The organism is Archangium violaceum Cb vi76 (assembly GCF_000733295.1).
Classification (GTDB): Bacteria; Myxococcota; Myxococcia; order Myxococcales; family Myxococcaceae; genus Archangium; species Archangium violaceum.
Window position 1 is genome coordinate 1 of sequence record NZ_JPMI01000176.1, and the last position, 17402, is coordinate 17402.

Here is a 17402-nt window from a genome sequence, read left to right on the forward strand (position 1 = left end):
GAACGGAGCAGTGGGCCCGACCTCCCCTATCCAGGGCCCCGGCCATCCCCCTCCCTTCCCGCCGGGTGTGGCTTCCTGTTCCACGTGGAACGTCCCCGAGAAGGCCCCAGCCCCCCTTCAGCCCGGGACGGATACGTCTGCCCCCAGGCCGCGCGTTTCACGTGGAACCTCTTCCGGCCGAAGGACGCCTCGGCTCCCCATCCAGGACCAGAGCACGGCGTGGAGCCAGCGCCCGGGAGGGGCCTCGGTCTCGCGTGTTCCACGTGGAACACCCCGGTCCAAGCCCATCTCCTCCCCGTGCCAGGTCGAGCCAGAACATCCCGCCCCCCCGTTCCTGGCGCGAGTCCCTGTTCCACGTGGAACGTCCCTGAGAAGGCCCCCCGCCACCCCTCAGCCCGGGCCGATACGCCTGTCCCAAGGCAGCACGTTCCACGTGGAACACCGTCCGGCCAGAAAGCCCTCTGGGTTGCCCGCCATGGCTCGTGCAGGGCCGTGAGCCCGGCTCTCGGGGCAGCCCTCGGTGCTGCACGTTCCACGTGGAACGTTCCCGGCTGGAACGGCGCGGGCTCGAGCATCTCTGGGTCTTTCGACGTAAGGGAGAAGACCCTCCCCCAAGGAGAGGGGATTCCGGGTGAAGACGCCGGGTGCTGCTCGTGACGCTGTTTCACGTGGAACACCCAGCCTCCGTCGGGCACCCGTCCCCACGTTCCCCAGTCCGGGGCATCCGTCTCCCGCCGACCCTGTTCCACGTGGAACGTGCTTCCCCGGGCAGCGCGTCGCGCGCTCGCAGCGCCCCGGAGGCCCGGTCCGAACGGACGCGGTGGTGCAGCGCGGATGGGCCGGTGCCTGACCCGAGCGCCCCCCTGGTGCGGCGCGAGAGCGGAAGCCGGGCAGGTGGACCCCGGCACCGCCCAACCCGTCCCGCACGGTTGTTCCACGTGGAACAGCCAGGGGAAGAGGGCCCCTCTAGTCCCGCATGGATTCGGGCCCGGTCTGGAGTCGGCCCTCCATCGACAGGCCGACGACCCATTCCATGACGGCCCGCTCAGCCCAATGGAGCTTCATGTCGAGACGAAGGGTGAACGACCCCACCCACAGGACCCCCAGCAGGAGCAGTGCCTTGCAGGAGCGTCCATTCGTCGCGCCTTTCAGCCAGCGCAGGAGCCTGCCTCGAAGCCCGCGCCGTCCCGCGCCTGCGCTGCTGGCAGTCTGCTTCCCCTTCGTCTGAATCCCAGAGTGCTTCTTCATGCTCGAGCTCCCTCGTGTCTCCCTGCTCGGCCTGGCGCGCACCTGCCGCCGGGTGCTCCCATCCAAACGGCTCTCGATTCTTCTCTTCATGGTTCAGTCCCTTTCCGGCGCGGACTTCGCGCTTGCCGATGGAGAAGGGGCGGTGCTTCGCGGGTCCGTGCCGCGAGGTCTGGCGCGTACCGGACTCGTGCCTCGGGTACATGGCCAGGGCAGGTGCCGCGCGGCGCGCCACCCACCGCCGAGCCCCGACTCTTCGCGCGAAGTTCGGACCTTCCGGCCCGGCGCTCACCGCCCCTGTTGTTCAGGTGTAGGGGTGATTGGGTCCGCGCCCTTCAACGGCCCTCCGCCACGCGACTTGGTGGAGTCACCCGTCGAGCGTCCGGTGGACCGGCGAGCAGTCCGGAAGCTGGCCTGTTCCCGCTCCCGCCTCTCCTCAACGCACCGGCTCCCTCGGGAAGGCGACCCCGAGCGGCAGCTGCGGACTTCCACTCGGCCGCGCTCACTGCCCCTGCGGCACGTCCGCTACCGGCCACATCATCGCCGCCCAGCCCTCGCACGGGCTCAACCCGGGGACCCAGGCACCCTCACCCCGGGGGGCTTGCCCCCCCTTTGAACGACGGGGGGCTCCTCTCCCGAGGGGAGAGGGGTGGGACTTCACGTTCCGAGCTGGGACGCGCACCTCGCGAACGGCAACCGCACCGTGAAGCACGTGCCCCGCCCCTCCTCCGACTCCACCTCGATGCGGCCCCCGTGCCCCGTGACGATGCCGTACGCCACCGCCAGCCCCAGCCCCGTCCCCTCCCCCACCGGCTTCGTCGTGAAGAACGGTTGGAACAACTGCCCCACCACTTCCTTCGTCATCCCCACCCCGTTGTCCCTCACCTCCACCACCGCCTCCCCCGGCTCCTCGCGCGTGCTCACCTTCACCACTCCCTCCCGCGCCTGCACCGCCTGCACCGCGTTCATCAGCAGGTTCAACACCACCTGTCCTATCTGTCTCGGCTGCCCCACGATGGGCCGCAGCGCACCGAGCTCCAGCTCCATCCGGCACCGCCCCCTGCGCTCCCCCTGCGACAGCCTCAGCGCCGACGACACCTCCGCGTTCAGATCGAACTCCACCGGCTCCTCCGGGTCGTTCCGCGCGAAGCGTTTCAGGTCCGCGACGATCGCATTCACCCGCCGGATTCCGTCCAGCGTCGCCGGCAGCACGTCGTCCACGTACTCGCGCAGCTCCTCCGGCAGCTCCCGCTGCGCCGCCAGGTCCCGGCTCAGCAGCCTCACGTTGCTCGTCACGAAGGCCATCGGGTTGTTGATTTCGTGCGCCACCCCCGCCGCCAGCAGCCCCAGGCTCGACAGCTTCTCGTGCGCCACCAGTTGCCCCTGCATCCGCTGCAGCCGCCGGTGGCTCTCCCTCGAGGCCTCCAGCGCATCGATGAGGATCAGGCAGCGCGTCTCGCCCAGTCCGTAGAAGGCGCACGCCGCCAGGCAGAACAGCCCCACCGTCCCCGGCGCCACCCCCTCGCGCAGCCCCAGCCCCGCCGACACCGCCAGGTGCAGCCCCAACCCCACCCGCCGCACCGTGAGCCCCTCCCTCGACGGCGCCCCGCCATTCAGCATCACCGCCTGGAGCATCATGTTGATCCACCCCAGCAGGCTCCAGTGCACCAGCTGCGACTCCGCCGCGCTCAGCGCCAGGTTGCCGAGCAACAGCGTCCACTGCTCCCCCTTCCGCAGGCGCTCCCCCCGATTCACCCAGGGGAGGACACTCGTGTTGAGCACCGCCCGGACCGCGAACAGCCCGCACAGCACCCCCACCACCGTCCACCTGCCCCACGCATGCGCCACCAGCAGCACCTGGATGAGCATCACCGTGCCGATCGCCCAGAGCGCCAGGCGCCGGTTCAAGAGCTCCCCATTCCCCTCGGGATTGCCCACCGCCGGGGCCTCTTCCGCTGGCCTCATGTCGCGCTCCCCCCTGTGAACGCATCCGAGCACTCGCGGATTGGCCCGTCCCACGGCTTCACGTCTCCGGCCAGCGCCGACTCGGTGCAGGTGGAAGTCTAGGGCAAGGGGAAGACACGGACTTCGCCCGCCCGGGGAGAACGGGCTTCCGGGGTTCCTCTTCCGTGCGGTGGATGACACGGTGGGCCCGCTCGGGTTCAACCCGGGGCCCGGATACCCTCACCCCGGGGGGCTTGCCCCCCCTTTGAACGACGGGGGGCTCCTCTGCCGAGGGGAGAGGGGAAATACCCGCGGGGTTGATGCGCGGAGGTTGAGGCGCGGAGGGACTCCTGCGCCTCCTCCGTTCCTTCTCTACTTCGCGAACGCCGCCACCTGCCGCTCCGCTCCCGAGAACGGCAGCCGGTACGACCTCGCCGACACCAGCTTCAGGCCCCGCTTCTCCGCCTGCGCCTTCAGCTCCTCCTCGCTCAGCGCCTTCCCCAGCATCGCCACCACGTGCCCTCCCTCCGCCAGGTACGCCGGTGCCAGGTCCAACCAGTCCGGAAGGTCCATGAAGGCCCGGGCGATCACCCGGTCCGCTCGCGGCAGCCCCTCCGCCTCCGGCTTGCCCTCCGCTCGCGTGTGCACCGCCTTCGTCCCCGTCAGCCCCAGCCCCGCCACCGCCACCACCGCCTTCAGGTACCCCACCTTCTTCCCCACCGCGTCCACCATCGTCACCGACAACGACGGCCTCGCCATCTTCAGCGGCAACCCCGGGAACCCCGCCCCCGCTCCCACGTCCAGCACGCTCCCCGCCCCCTCCACCTCCGGCAGCACCGCCAGCGAGTCCAGGAAGTGCTTCTCCACCACTTCCTCCTCCGCCGTGATGGCCGTCAGGTTCACCTTCGCGTTCCACTTCAACAGCTCGCCCATCAGCCGGTTCAGCCGCGCCGGCACCTCCTCCCCCACCGTCACCCCCAACGCCCCGCACCCCTTCTCCATCAGATCGCCGAAGCGCGCGTTATCCACAGCCACCCCTCCCTGCTCGGACTCCAAGTCCTTGAAATGTCTCGCACCTTTGGGTGCCCAAAACTTCTCCACACCTTGTCCACACCCCCCTGTGCGATCAGGAACCGCTTCCGCCCGGCCCTGACTCGCTCCCCAGCCCGCCCCGTTTGAGCGCCACCAGCACCAGCGAGAACGCCGCCGGCGTCAGCCCCGGTATCCGCCTCGCCTGCCCCACCGTCGCCGGCCTCACCTTCTCCAGCTTCTCCACCGCCTCCGCCGACAGCCCCCTCACCCCCGCGTACGCGAAGTCCCCCGGAATCCTCCACCCGTCCCACGCCTCCGCCTCCCTCGCCGCCGCGCGCTCCGCCATGACGATGTAGCCCTCGTACTTCACCTCCACATCCACCTCCTCCACCACCTCCTCGCTCAACGCCGGCCAGCCCTCCGCCTTCTCCGCCGCCAGCGCCGCGTACGTCACCTCCGGCCGCTTCAGCCTCGCCGCCAGCCCCGTCCGCTTCAGCCGCGCCACCTCCTCCGTCACCGCGCGCCGCTTCTCCTCCACCCGCTCCAACACCTCGCGCGACACCAGCCCCACCCGCGCCCCGTGCCTCGCCAGCCGCAGCTCCGCGTTCCCCTCACGCAGCTTCAGCCGGTGCTCCGAGCGGCTCGTGAACATGCGGAAGGGCTCGTCCACCCCCTTCGTCACCAGCTCGTCCACCAGCACCGCCCCGTGCGCCTCGTCCCGGCCGAGCACCAGCGCCGGCTCGCCCTTCACCTTCAGCCCCGCTTGAATCCCCGCGAACAGGCCCTGGAAGGCCGCCTCCTCGTAGCCGCTCGTCCCGTTGAGCTGCCCCGCGAAGTACAGGCCCTCCACCTGCTTCGTCTCCAGCGTCTCCTTCAACTGCGTGGGCGGCGCGTAGTCGTACTCCACCGCGTAGCCGAAGCGCGCCACCTCCACCTTCCGGAGCCCCGGCAGCGTGCGCAGGAACTCCAGCTGCACCTCCGCCGGCATGCTCGTGGACAGGCCCGCCGGGTACACCAGCGGCGAGTCCGGGCCCTCGGGCTCGAGGAACACCAGGTGCCGCTCGCGCGCGGAGAAGCGCACCACCTTGTCCTCCAGCGACGGGCAGTAGCGCGGGCCGCGGCCCACAATCTCCCCCTGGAACAGCGGCGAGCGGTGGAGGTTGTCGCGGAGAATCCGGTGCGTCTCCGCCGTGGTGTACGTGAGCGCGCACGTCACCGCGGGCTGGTTGGGGAACGGGCCATCCCCGAGTCCCCAGCGCGTGCGCAGGGACAGCGGGCGCGGCGGGAAGTCCCCGTGCTGCGGCTCGATGGAGGCCCAGTCGATGCTGTCGCGCAGCAGGCGCGCGGGCGTGCCCGTCTTGAAGCGCCCCAGCGAGAAGCCCAGCGAGCGCAGCGAGTCCGAGAGCCCCTTCGCCGCCTCGTCGCCGAGCCGCCCGCCCACCTCCTTCTTCTCGCCCACGTGCATGAGGGCCTGGAGGAAGGTGCCGGTGGTGAGCAGCACGGCGCTCGCCGCCACCTGGGTGCCGTCGCCGAGCACCACGCCGGCCACGCGTCCGCCCTCGGCCACCACGGAAGACACCTCGGCCTCGTGCACGGTGAGGTTCGGCTGGGCCCACAGCACGGACTGCATGGTGCGCGCGTAGGCCTCGCGGTCGCACAGCACGCGGGTGGCCTGCACGGCCGGGCCCTTCGAGGCATTCAGCGTCTTGAAGTGCGTGCCCGAGAGATCCGCCGCGCGGCCCATTTCCCCGCCGAGCGCGTCCAGCTCGCGCACCAGGTGGCCCTTGGCGGTGCCACCCACGGCGGGGTTGCAGCTCATGACGGCGGCGCGCTCGCGCTTGAGGGTGAGGCCGAGGGTGGACAGGCCCATGCGCGCACAGGCCAGGGCGGCCTCGCAGCCGGCGTGGCCCAGGCCCACCACGATGACGTCGTACCGATGCTTCATGCCAGCGGGGGAGGGGAGGAGGTGGAGCCCCCCTTCTCACGCGGAGCCCCCGCGAAGGCAAGCCGTGACTCCCTCTCCCTCTGGGAGAGGGCGGGGGTGAGGGTGTTCCCCTGGTCCATGCCCGAGCAGCCAGAAGGAACCATCCCCTCTATAGGGCTCCACCTCCGGCATCCCCCTGCGAACCTCACCTCGGCTCGCCGAGGAGACGCTGTTGCCGCGCACCCGATACCCCTTGAGGAGCAGCGTTGAAAGCGTGCGACCTCGCGTGCTAGCGCACCAGACCCGTGCTCCGGCGGTTATACACGTGCAGGTAAGGAACCGAGCTGAGCGGAGATGTCCGCCAGCTGTGCACGCCTCATGGCCCTCTCCTCGTTCACCGTCGCCAACTACCGCTCGTTCCTCCGCCCCACCACCATTGAGCTGCGGCCCCTCACGCTGCTGTTCGGGTACAACAACTCGGGCAAGAGCGCGCTCCTGCGAGCACTCCCGCTGCTGGCGGATTCGGTGGGAACCCCTCGCGGTGCTCCGCTCAACCTCGACAGCGCCGCCGTCCGGGGTGCCTCGTTCCGCGACTTGTGCTGCCAGCTCAGCCCACGACGGCAGATCGATTTCACGCTGAGATGGGACCAAGCAGAGGGGGCTGACCTACACCGCTATCAGCTCTCCATCCTTGAACTGCCCGGTCCACAGGCGGAAGTCCTTCCCCCTGCCGTCAGCGAATTCAGCATCGAAGAAGTGGAGGTGTTGAACTCTACTTTGGCCTTACAGGGAACGTGGCATCCCAAGCAGGAGTTCCAGACAAGCGGACAGGCGACATACGACCTCTTTACGTCCATCGACGGGAAGCAAGAGAACGTTGAGCCCTCTCCATTGGAGTTCCGTGGCATCCAACCAGGGAGTTCCATCCTCGGGGAACGCATTGATGTGTGGCACATCCTCAGGATTCTGGGCAGCCAACTGGAGCACCTTCGTGACAATGTGCACTGGCTTGGAGCCATCCGCCGGGTACCCCACCGGAGCAAGGAGTTCCGCGGAAGCGCGCCGCCCAAGCTCCTCGAGGATGGCACCGGGGCGCTGGAGGTTCTCGTCCAGGACAAGCTTCGGGGAGGCACCCTGCTCACGACCGTCTCCGCGTGGTTCGAGAAACACACCCGGCAGCGCCTTGATGTGACCGAGGTGGCACCTCGCTACTACGCACTCACCCTGGGTCCGCTGGCCAGCCCCGGCATCCGGGTCAACGTCATCGACACCGGCGAGGGCATGGCCCAGGTACTGCCCGTGCTGGTGCTCGGTGCACAGGCCCGCCAGGAGGGAGCACACGGCTCGCTCATCGCACTCGAGCAGCCGGAGTTGCACCTGCACCCCGCTCTCCATGAGCCCCTCGCGGCCTTCTTCTGCGAGAACGCCATGCAGCCCCACCCGCCTCGCGCCCTCATCGAGACCCACTCGGAGAACTTCCTGCAGGGCATCCAGCTCGCCATCGTCCAGGGACGGCTCGATCCGGAGAGGGTAGGGGTGTACTGGGTCCAGCAGCTCGACGACGGAAGCAGCACGGTCGAGCTCATCACCTTCGACGACAAGGGCCAGCCCAGCCTCTGGCCCCCAGGGGTCTTCGCCGAGGACACCGAGCTGGCTCGCAGGATTCTCAAGGAGCGGCGCGCCAAGGAGGGACGGTGAGGGTCATCATCGAGGCGCCGCTCCTCGTGTCCGCACAGCAGGCCAGATACCCGCTGGCCCTGCTGGAGCTGTTCAACCTCTGCCTGGACCAGGACTGTCACACCCTTGAGGTGGAGCCCCTGGATGCGCCAGAGCTGAAGCGCTGGACGGACACGCTGACACCCGCGCAGCAGAAGGAGATCGAGTTCATTCTCGATGCGAGCGCCGAGCGGCAGTTGCGTGACCCGCCCGCGAGCGTCGTCCGGGTAGCGGACGTCGAAGAGGCGCGCTGGGAAGGCACGGTTCCCCGGCTGCCCCTCCGGGGTGCCGTTGCGCTCCTGCGCAAGCCACTGCGCGTGCTCATCGAGGGCGTCCATGACGAGCACTTCCTCCACGCCATCGTCCCCCATTTCTACCGAGCACGCTTCGAGGACTGGTCGAAGCGGGAGATGCTGAAGCTCGAGCACCGGGGAGGGCTCCAGAACCTGGGCCATGCCCTGGAGCAGGAGTGCCAGGCGCGCGAGCGGCGCCTGCGCCTGTTCGTCATGTTCGACAGCGACGCGCGCAAGCGAGGGGAGCCCCACAGCGAGTCCAGGAAGGTGGCGCGCTTCTGCAAGCGCAATGCGCTGGCCCACCATCAACTCGAGCGTCGCGCCATCGACAACTACATTCCCGAGCCCGCGATCGAGCGCTGGCTGAAACAGAAGCACCCACGCGAGTTCGATGGCAGGTGGCTGCCCAGGCTCCAGGCCTTCCGCCTGCTGAGCGATGAGCAACGTCACCACTACAATATGAAGAAGGGCTTCCGGGGGGATCGAGAGGGCGCCGGGCTCGCGGACATCTTCGACCGCTTCCTCAGCACGAAGCCCGGGCAGGCCGCCCACCTGGAGGAGGGATTCAGTCCCGCCGTGGCGGAGACCTTCCTGGAGCGCATCCCCGATGCGTGGCTCGCCCAGGACGGTCAGGCCCCCGAGCTGATGGAACTCTTCGAGAAACTGCTGCGCGCCGCCTGAACAGAGAGGAGCCGACCATGGCGACACCCGCCTACTTGAGCGAGCCGCAGATCCAATCCCTGGCGCGACTGCTCCAGGAAATCATGGAGGGCAACCTCCGCCTTCCTCTCTTCCAGCGAGACTTCGTCTGGCAGAACAATCAACGGATTGATCTGCTCCAGAGCGTGCGGGACGGAATCCCGATTGGGAGCGTGCTCATCTGGCGCACGGCGACCCGGAGCCTCCAGTGCTTCCAGGGAATCGGGCCCCACCGGCTTCCCGAGCGCCCGGCGATGGAGGGCATCCTGCGCAGCTATCTCCTGGATGGGGTCCAGCGGCTCACCACGCTCCTGGGGTCCATCCATCCCAGAACCTCGAGTGACCCCTCTGCCGGACCGATCGAGCGCGCCATCGGGCAGGAGTGGAGCTGGAACCTCTATTACGACCTGGAAGAGCGCGCCTTCAAGCTCCAGGAGGGAGACGAAGAACCGCCTCCCACCTGGCAGCCCCTCTGGCTGACGCTCGATGGCATCGGTCTGCTGCGCTTCCAACGGGAGCTGGCGAAACACCCGGGAGCCGATCGACTCATCAACGCGTCCGACGAGCTGGTCAGCGCTTTCCGCGACTACAAGATTCCGGTCCTCGCCATCGTGACCGAGGACCTGGAGCAGGCCACCCGCATCTTCCATCGCATCAACAGCCGGGGAACTCCGATGGGCGAGTTCCACATGATGCAGGCACTCACCTGGAGTGAGGGATTCGATCTGCGCGAGCGGCTCACCGTGGCCAAGGCCCGGCTCAAGGAACAGGGGTGGGAACCCGAGCCCGAGGAGGATCTCTTCCTCGATATCTGCAAGGCGGCATTGGACCTCAACATCTTCGAAGAGGACGTCGAGGAATTGAGCCAACGGCTCGCGGCGGCTCCGCAGATGATCGACGAGGCAACGGACAACCTGCTGCTCGCGGTCCGCTTCCTCCAGAACGAGTGCGGAATCCTGTCCGCCGAACTATTGCCTTCGCGCTACCAACTCATCCTGCTGGCCGAGGCGATGCGGACCCATCGGGCGTGTGCCAATCCCCCGAGCGACGTGATGCGCCATCTGGTCCGCTGGTTCTGGCTGACGACCTATGGCAACGCCTTCCGGGCCGTCACCGGAAACAAGCTTCAGCGGCTCCTCCACCATCTGAGGCAACTCGCCGAGGGGAAAACCACACGCGCCTGGGGAGAGCCCGTGGGTATGTTTCCCGCGCTCCCCGAGCGGTTCCACTACCGGTCCGCCCGCTCCAAGGTGCTGGCGCTCCACCTCGCCGGACTCCGGCCTCGCGACGCTTCCGGGCAACCCATCGAGGAGCCCGTGACGCTGCTGGCAAGGCATGGCGCCGATGCCATCGTTCCCCTCTTCCGGGGCCGCGCCGAGTCCGCGAACCGCATCATCGTCCACCCCCAACAGGCCCAAGCGATGCGAGACCTGCTGCTTGAGAATCTGCTGATGCGCAGCAGTGCCGAGTTGCTCGCGAGCCATGCCATTTCTCCTGACGCCGCGAAGGCACTCCAGGAGCAGGACATGACTCGCTTCCTGGAAGTTCGCGGCAAGACGCTGGAAGAAATGGATCAACGATTCATCGACCAGCTGGTCGATGAGGAGGCCACCTTCTCCCGTCCATCTCCGGGGAGATGAGCTTCCGCACCCACTCCAGTACCCGAGTCTTCCCGGTGCCGAGCAGGCGCCCCCTCAGCCCACCGCCCCCGGGGCCTCGCCCACCGGCAGCTCCACGGTGAACGTGGAGCCCTCGCCCGGCCGGCTCTCCACGGAGATGGTGCCCCCGTGCGCCTCCACCAGGTGCCGCGTGAGGTAGAGCCCGAGCCCCAGCCCCCCGTAGTGCCGCACCGGCACCCCGCGGCCGAAGCGCTCGAAGAGACGCACCCGCTCGTCCTCCGGCATGCCGATGCCGTGGTCCCTCACCACCAGCCGCACCGTGCCTTCCCCCGGCGTCACCCGCACGTCGATGGGACGGCCCTCGCCGAACTTCAGCGCGTTGAGCAGCAACCCCATCACCACCTGCTCCAACCGCCGCGCGTCCCACCAGCCCACCGCCGGCCCGTGCAGCTCCCGCCGCACCTCGGAGCCACTGGCCGCCAGCCGTGGCCCCATCTCCTCCAGCACCGAGGCCACCCGCTCGCCCAGGTCCACCCGCCGGCGCCGCAGCTCCAACGCGTGGCCCGCGCTCAGGTGGGACACGTCCAGCAACTGGTCCACCAACTGGCCCAGCTGCTTCGTCTGCCGCTCGGCGGCCGCCACCTCCTCCCACAGCCGGGCCGGCTCCAGCGGGGCGCCACTGCGACTCCGGCGCAGCAGGCTCTGCAGCCGCAGTTGCAGGGGCAACAGGGGCGTGCGCAGCTCGTGCGCGGCCACGGCGAGGAACACGTCCCGCAGGCGGATGGCCTGCTCGGCGTGCCGGTACAGCCGGGCGTTGTCCAGGGCGATGGCGGCGCGGCTCGCCAGCTCCCGGGCCAGGGCGAGCTCGGCGGGCCCATAGCGCCCGGGCGAGGCCGAGACGAAGGTGATGGCGCCCAGCCGTTGCTCCCGCGCCACCAGCGGCACCACCAGCAGGCTCTGGATGCCGAGCGCGCGCGCGAGCTGGAAGTGCGCCTCGTCCACGACCATGGCGCGCAGCTTCTCGTCGGTGACGAGGGCCTCCACCACCGGCGGGCCCTGGCGCGCGACGTGGGCCGGAGGCGACGCCGAGCCGGGGCCTGGCGGGTAGCGGCGCTGCAGCTCCTCGAGCAGGGGCCGCTTCGCCGCGTCCACGTGCGCGCCGCCCACCCGGCGCATCTCCCCGTCCTCCAGCAAGTCGATGACACACCAGTCCGCCAGCGCGCCCACGCACAGCGAGGCCACGCGCGGCAGCACCTTCTCCACCTCCAGCGAGGTGAGGAGGACCTCGCCGGCCTCGGCCAGCAGGGCGTTGGCGGCCTCGGAGCGCTGGCGCTCGCCGAGCTCCTGGCGCAGCGACTCGCGCATCTCGTTGATGGCCGAGCACACCTCGTCCAGCTCGTCGCCCCCCCCGGGCGCGGGGACGCGGCGCCGCAGCACCAGCGGCGAGTCCAGGTGCGCCGGCTCCAGCCCGCGCGTGTAGGCCGCCATGGTGGCCAGGTGCTGCGTCACCATGCGCTGGACGACGAAGAGGACGAAGAGGGCGATGAGGAACGTCTGGGCCGCGTGGGTGGCGAGGGTGACGAGCACCCGCTCCCTCAGCCGCGCGTGGATGCCCTCCAGGGTGGCGCTCACCCGGAGCGTGCCGAGGAAGAGCGGCCCGTGGTTCAGCGGGATGGAGCGCACCACCGCGTGCTCCGTCCCGGGCGCGGCGCCGGCCGCGTAGTGGGTGCCCAGCGCGCTGTCCACCTGGACGTGGACGATGTCCGGCAGCGTCGTCATCCCCTCCAGCTGGATGCGCAGCGGCGCCTCGTCGAGCGACCAGAGACTCTGGGCCACGCTCTGCGCGTAGCTCAGGCGCAACTGCTCCAGCCGCTCCCGCAGGGCGTGGACCTCGGCGCGGTAGTCGGCGGCGAGCTGCACGGCGGTGCTCACGAGGCTGGCGGCGAGGCTGAAGAGCACGAGGGCCACGAGCAGCCGGCGGCCGAGCCGGTTGCCGGGAATCCGCCGCCCGCCACGCTCAGGGACGGCGCTCGGAGGGGAGGGGGCGCGTGAGTCCATACGACTCCAGGAGGAGACCCGGGAAGCGGCGGTGCCGCTGGACGAACAGGGCCCGGAGGGAGAAGTCGTAGTGCGCCAGGGCGGGGTTGGCCACTTTGGAGAAGGCGCGGAAGTCGATTGCCTCCCAATCACCCTCGCCGAGCCACTCGACGACGGCGTCCACGTTGGCGCGCGAGACGGGGAGCAGGGAGGTGCGCCAGTCGAGCCCCTCGGAGGCGAAATCGCGGCCGTGGTGGTGGTCATACAGCAGCACCAGGGCCCAGGCGCCCTCCAGGAAGTGGCCGCCGAGCGAGGCCACCATCCGGCCCTCGTGCACGGCGCGGAGGGCCTCGGGCGTCCAGTCCATGCCGCCCAGCACCACGTCCTGGCCGGGGCGGCGGCCCGAGGCCTCCACCGCGCGCAGGGCCCCGAGCGCCATGTTGTCATTGGCGGCCCAGAGGACCTGGAGCCCCGGGTAGCGGAGCAGCAGCAGCTCCGCCTTGCGTCGGGCCACATCCATGTCCCACGAGGCGGAGACCTGCTGGAGCAGCTCGGCGCCCTCCCAGCCGGCCACGGCCTGGCGCAGCCCCTCGGAGCGCCCCAGCCCGGAGGCGTCCTCGAGCCGCCCCTCGAGCGCGACGAGCCGCACGGGAGCGCGCGGTGGGCGGCCCCGGGTGGAGGACTCCAGGAGCAGCCGGGCCAATGTCCGGCCCGCGAGCACCTCGTCCGGCACCATCTGCCCGAGCCAGAGCGGGAAGCGCCCACGCGGCCCACCGAGGCGCGCGGCGTCCGCTGGCAGCAGGCCGGAGTTGATGACGAAGACGGGGACGCCCGTGCGGCTCGAGAGCTCCAGCAGGGGGACGCCGCTGCCCCGGAGCATGGTGAGGAGGACGTAGTCGGGCCTGCCGGGCCCGCTCATCACCTCGCGCGCCCGCTCGAGGACTTCTCCGGGCCAGTGGCCCACGGTGAGGATGGTGAGCTCGATGCGCAGGTCGTTCGCGGCGGCGCGCAGGGTGCCCAGGACGTTGTCCCGCCACGGGTTGCCCGGCGGCAGGGCATTGAGGAAGACGACCCGCATGGGCCGGTCCTCCGGAAGCGCCTGCGCCACCGCGTCCGGAGGGAGCAGCAGCGCGAGCACCAGGACGACGAGCCGCCAGAGGCCAGACATGAGGGCCAGCTCCCCCCTTCGAGCGCGGTACAGGGAGGGGAGGCTACACCGCGCACCGGGGGCGGCGGCACCCCGGCCCCGGTTCCGTCGACAGGTCCACGCTCCAGGTCCACGCTCCAGGTCCACGCTCCAGGTCCACGCACCGGGAGGAGGAGCGCCCGGGGCCCTCAGCGGGGCCGGGCCACGTACAGACAGCACACGCCGAAGGTGAGCGGCGTGACGCGCAGCACCTCGAGGCCCGAGTCGCGCATGACGTCGGCGAACACCTCGGGCGCGGGGAAGGCGGCGATGGACTCCTGGAGGTAGCGGTACTCGCGGGCCCCGGAGAGCAGCCGGCCCATGAATGGCGCCACGGTGCGAATCTGGAAGCGCGCCAGGGGGCCGAGCAGTCCCTTGCGAGGCTCGGACAGCTCGAGGATGGCGATGCGCCCGTCGGGCTTCACCACGCGAGCCATCTCCCGGAGGGCGCGGGCGCGGTCCGGCACGTTGCGGATGCCGAAGGCCATGCACAACCCGTCGAAGCTCTTGTCCTCGAAGGCGAGCTGCTGCGCATCCCCCACCTGTAGCTCGCACACGCGGGTGAGCCCCTTGGCGGCCACCTTGTGCCGGCCCACCTCGAGCATGCGCTCGGAGGGGTCCACGCCCACCACCTTGGTGTCCGGGTGGCGCTGGAGCACCTTGAGCGCGAGGTCCGCGGTGCCGGTGGCCAGGTCGAGCACGCGGGCGCCGGGCTTGAGCTCGAGCGCGTCCACCGTCTTGTTGCGCCAGCGCTGATCCACGCCGAACGACATGAGCCGGTTGAGCAGGTCATAGCGGGGGGCGATCATGTCGAACATGGCGCCCGAGCCGCCTCGAGGCGCGGGGGTCTCGGAGGAGGGAGGAACGGAGGAGGACTGGGGAGCGGTGCTCATGGAGGCGGCTATAGCACCCGGGGTGCCGGGAGGCCGAGGGGGGAGCGGGGGTTGCGGGTGCGGTGCTAATCCCTCGAATTCGAGCGGATCGTCCATGGCGCCACGGAGGGGAGGCCCGGAGGCGCGTGGTAGATTGGCCCGATGCGACTCATGATGGTGTTGGGAGCGGCATTGCTCGTGGGCTGTCCGGGCGTGGACGGCGGGGAGGACGCCGGGGAGGCCTGCGTGGAGCCCCCGGCGGACCTGGAGGTGCCCTTCAAGGAGCTCAACGGGGTGGTGGCACACTGGGCGCTCTCGGAGGGCTGCATCCAGATGAGCTACGCGCCGGACATGAAGGACTGGCGGGAGGAGTTCGAGGCGGCGCTGGCGGCGTGGGATGAGCAGACGTGCAGCGACCTGTGCTTCAGCGCGCCGGTGGAGAGCACGGTGCCGGTGGACGACACGTCCCAGAGGCGCGTGCACCTGGTGTCGGGGAGGCCGCCGGGCACGGAGGGGAGCCAGGTGCAGACGGCTCTCACGTTCCAGATGAGCACGGGGCGCATCCTTCAGAGCGTCATCTACGTGAACACGGCCGAGCCCGGAGAGGTGAGCCGGGGGGACTGGCTGATGGGGGTAGGCAAGGCGCTGGGGATGGGGACGCCCGCGGCGGGCGTGGACAGCGTGATGAGCCGGGAGCAGCCCCAGCCGCGCACGGCGCTCACCGGGAAGGACGTCGAGACCTTCTGCCGCCTGTACGGCCGCCCCACGTTCTGCGGCAACTGAGCGGAGCCCGGAAGCAGGCGGGCCCGGGGAGGGACAACGTTTCAGGGCACCCCGGGCTACCTGATGTCGGAAGTAGGGTGTAGTGTCTGGGGATGCACCCTGAACCTGGCAGTGCACCCCGGACGCCCCTTGAAGAGACCCGCCCGGCTGCCCATGCTCCAGACATGGGAACCAGCCAGAGACGCAAGGCGACGTACGCGGACCTGGAGGCGGTCCCTCCGCACCTCGTGGCGGAACTGGTGGATGGCGAGCTGTACACGAGCCCCCGGCCGGCTTCGCCTCATGCACGAGCGGCGGGGAAGCTGTACTCCAAGCTCGATGGACCCTTCGATCAAGGAGTCGGAGGACCGGGCGGCTGGTTGCTCCTCTTCGAGCCGGAACTGCACCTGGGCGAGAATGTCCTGGTGCCAGACATCGCGGGCTGGCGCCGCGAGCGCATGCCGGTGATGCCCCGGGTGGTGGGCTTCACCCTCGCGCCGGATTGGGTCTGCGAGGTGCTCTCTCCCTCCACGGCGGTGCTGGACCGGGAGAAGAAGATGAAGGTCTACGCCCGGGAGGGCGTGCGCCACCTGTGGCTGGTGGACCCGCTGCGGCAGGAGCTGGAGGTCTACGGATTGGACGGCAGCCGCTGGAAGACCTTGGGCACGCACACCGGCCAGGCCCAGGTGCACGCCGAGCCCTTCACGCCCCTGCGCCTGGAGCTGGGCCTGCTCTGGCAGGGCTGACGCTGGAACAAGCGCCCGGGCCCTCGTCACGATTCACGGGAGCCCGCTCTGCCTCGACGAAACCCGCGGTGTTCCCCCGAGGGACGCCGCCCAGACAGACGAGGCATTCCATGGACCAGGTAGCACCCACCCCGCAGCCCGCGGCCGGATCTTCCGTTGCCCCCAACCAGTTCGATCTACGCGGCAAGGACATCCAGGTGAGCTTCTCGGCGACGAGCTTCACCGGTGTGCCGCTCATGCAGTACCGGGATCGCCGCCGCCAGGTGAACGCGCGAGGGGATGAAATCCGTCAGGTGGATGTGGGGATCGGCACGCTGGTCACCATCGAGCTCCAGTCGAACGCGGCGGATGCGGGGGGAATCCTCTTCAGCGTGTTGATTCCCCACGCCCTGCTGACGAATGGGGACCAGAGCGTGAAGATCCACACGTTGGGCATCACCACGCGCACGCCGGGGTTCATCGTCCCCACCACCCGGCAGTTGGAGACGTACACCGAGGTGGACCTGACGGGAGAGGGCACCTTCGTGGTGTCCTGAACGCGAGGCCGAGGCGGGGGTGACCCGTCCCGACATCCGGACTTGCCCGGACGAGTGGTGCCGGAGAGGCTCACCGCCCCCGTATGGAACGGGGAGCCTCTCCCCAGGAGCAACACATGCCCAAGGCGATTCCGGAAGGATACCACTCGCTGACGCCGTACCTGTCGCTGCGAGACGCGGCGAAGGCCATCGAGTTCTACAAGGAGGCGCTCGGCGCGAAGGAGCTGTACCGGCTGCCGATGCCGGGAGGGAAGGTGGCGCACGCGGAGCTGCAGATTGGAGACTCGCGGCTGATGGTGGCGGACTCGATGCCGGAGTGGGGCAACAAGAGCGCGAAGGACTTCGGGGGCACGCCGGTGGGGCTGTGCGTGTACACGGAGAACGTGGATGCGCTGAACGAGCGCTTCCTGAAGGCGGGAGGCAAGCAGCTGCGGCCGCTGCGGAACGAGTTCTACGGGGACCGGACGGCGCAGGTGGAGGATCCCGAGGGGTACAAGTGGACGCTCGCGCAGCACGTGGAGGACGTGTCGCCCGAGGAGATGCAGCGGCGCATGGAGAAGATGATGGGCGGATAGGGCGGAGCCACCGGAGTGGACCGCGGGACGGGAAGCTGGAGTCCCGCGGAGCCTTCCCCGAGGGGAGCCGCTCTTCCAGTTGCAACCTTCGTGGTACACCGGCCGCGTCTGGCGCCCAGGTGGGCACCGGTCGAGGAGCGACATGGCCACGAAGACGCGGGGAGGAGCACAGCAGACCAGGCGGGAAAGGGTTGGCTCCCGACAGCAGGCGCCCGC

At 69.8% G+C, this 17402-nt stretch carries 14 protein-coding genes; 7 read left to right on the forward strand and 7 right to left on the reverse strand.

Annotation, left to right across the window (positions count from 1 at the left end; translation table 11 throughout):
• Positions 1-966: 966 nt before the first annotated feature.
• The 4 genes from Q664_RS25450 to mnmG all read right to left on the reverse strand — a co-directional run bounded on the left by Q664_RS25450 (position 967) and on the right by mnmG (position 6166).
• Positions 967-1248, reverse strand: coding sequence for a hypothetical protein (locus Q664_RS25450; protein WP_043400987.1), 282 nt, complete (start codon positions 1246-1248; stop codon positions 967-969).
• 654 nt (positions 1249-1902) lie between these two features.
• On the reverse strand, positions 1903-3210 hold the full coding sequence (locus Q664_RS25455) for a sensor histidine kinase (protein ID WP_043400990.1): 1308 nt from the start codon (positions 3208-3210) through the stop codon (positions 1903-1905).
• Positions 3211-3561: 351 nt separating this feature from the next.
• Positions 3562-4218, reverse strand: a complete 657-nt coding sequence (gene rsmG, locus Q664_RS25460) for a 16S rRNA (guanine(527)-N(7))-methyltransferase RsmG (protein ID WP_043400993.1) — start codon at positions 4216-4218, stop codon at positions 3562-3564.
• Positions 4219-4315: 97 nt separating this feature from the next.
• Positions 4316-6166: a tRNA uridine-5-carboxymethylaminomethyl(34) synthesis enzyme MnmG gene (gene mnmG / locus Q664_RS25465; protein ID WP_043400995.1), complete on the reverse strand. Its 1851-nt coding sequence runs from the start codon at positions 6164-6166 to the stop codon at positions 4316-4318.
• A gap of 333 nt (positions 6167-6499) precedes the next feature.
• Between mnmG and Q664_RS25470 the strand changes: the two genes are divergently transcribed.
• From Q664_RS25470 to Q664_RS25480, 3 genes are read left to right on the forward strand one after another with little or no spacing between them, the layout of a single operon-like run.
• Positions 6500-7843: an AAA family ATPase gene (locus Q664_RS25470; RefSeq protein ID WP_084610368.1), complete on the forward strand. Its 1344-nt coding sequence runs from the start codon at positions 6500-6502 to the stop codon at positions 7841-7843.
• The gene (locus tag Q664_RS25475; protein ID WP_043401000.1) at positions 7840-8835 is read left to right on the forward strand and encodes a hypothetical protein; all 996 of its coding nucleotides are present in this window, start codon (positions 7840-7842) and stop codon (positions 8833-8835) included. Before Q664_RS25470 ends, Q664_RS25475 begins: the two co-directional genes overlap by 4 nt.
• Positions 8836-8852: 17 nt before the next feature.
• Entirely contained in the window at positions 8853-10493 is a 1641-nt protein-coding gene (locus Q664_RS25480) for a DUF262 domain-containing protein (protein WP_043401002.1), read from the forward strand.
• Between the two features lie 54 nt (positions 10494-10547).
• On the opposite strand, the gene Q664_RS25485 is transcribed toward Q664_RS25480, so the two are convergent.
• The 3 genes from Q664_RS25485 to ubiE all read right to left on the reverse strand — a co-directional run bounded on the left by Q664_RS25485 (position 10548) and on the right by ubiE (position 14588).
• Positions 10548-12530 (reverse strand): ATP-binding protein, encoded by a 1983-nt coding sequence (locus Q664_RS25485; protein ID WP_052518657.1) that lies wholly within the window; start codon positions 12528-12530, stop codon positions 10548-10550.
• Positions 12490-13677 (reverse strand): ABC transporter substrate-binding protein, encoded by a 1188-nt coding sequence (locus Q664_RS25490; protein WP_043401004.1) that lies wholly within the window; start codon positions 13675-13677, stop codon positions 12490-12492. Before Q664_RS25490 ends, Q664_RS25485 begins: the two co-directional genes overlap by 41 nt.
• A 167-nt stretch (positions 13678-13844) precedes the next feature.
• Complete coding sequence (ubiE, locus tag Q664_RS25495; RefSeq protein ID WP_200883769.1) at positions 13845-14588, reverse strand: bifunctional demethylmenaquinone methyltransferase/2-methoxy-6-polyprenyl-1,4-benzoquinol methylase UbiE; 744 nt, start codon at positions 14586-14588, stop codon at positions 13845-13847.
• 141 nt (positions 14589-14729) lie between these two features.
• Between ubiE and Q664_RS25500 the strand changes: the two genes are divergently transcribed.
• From Q664_RS25500 to Q664_RS25515, 4 genes are all read left to right on the forward strand, one after another.
• Positions 14730-15350: a hypothetical protein gene (locus tag Q664_RS25500; protein ID WP_152622330.1), complete on the forward strand. Its 621-nt coding sequence runs from the start codon at positions 14730-14732 to the stop codon at positions 15348-15350.
• Between the two features lie 164 nt (positions 15351-15514).
• Positions 15515-16075, forward strand: a complete 561-nt coding sequence (locus Q664_RS25505; protein WP_043401008.1) for a Uma2 family endonuclease — start codon at positions 15515-15517, stop codon at positions 16073-16075.
• Positions 16076-16185: 110 nt separating this feature from the next.
• Positions 16186-16611: a hypothetical protein gene (locus Q664_RS25510; RefSeq protein WP_043401011.1), complete on the forward strand. Its 426-nt coding sequence runs from the start codon at positions 16186-16188 to the stop codon at positions 16609-16611.
• Positions 16612-16727: 116 nt separating this feature from the next.
• A complete protein-coding gene (locus Q664_RS25515; protein WP_043401014.1) occupies positions 16728-17186 on the forward strand; it encodes a VOC family protein in 459 nt (152 codons plus the stop codon).
• The last annotated feature ends 216 nt before the right edge of the window (positions 17187-17402 follow it).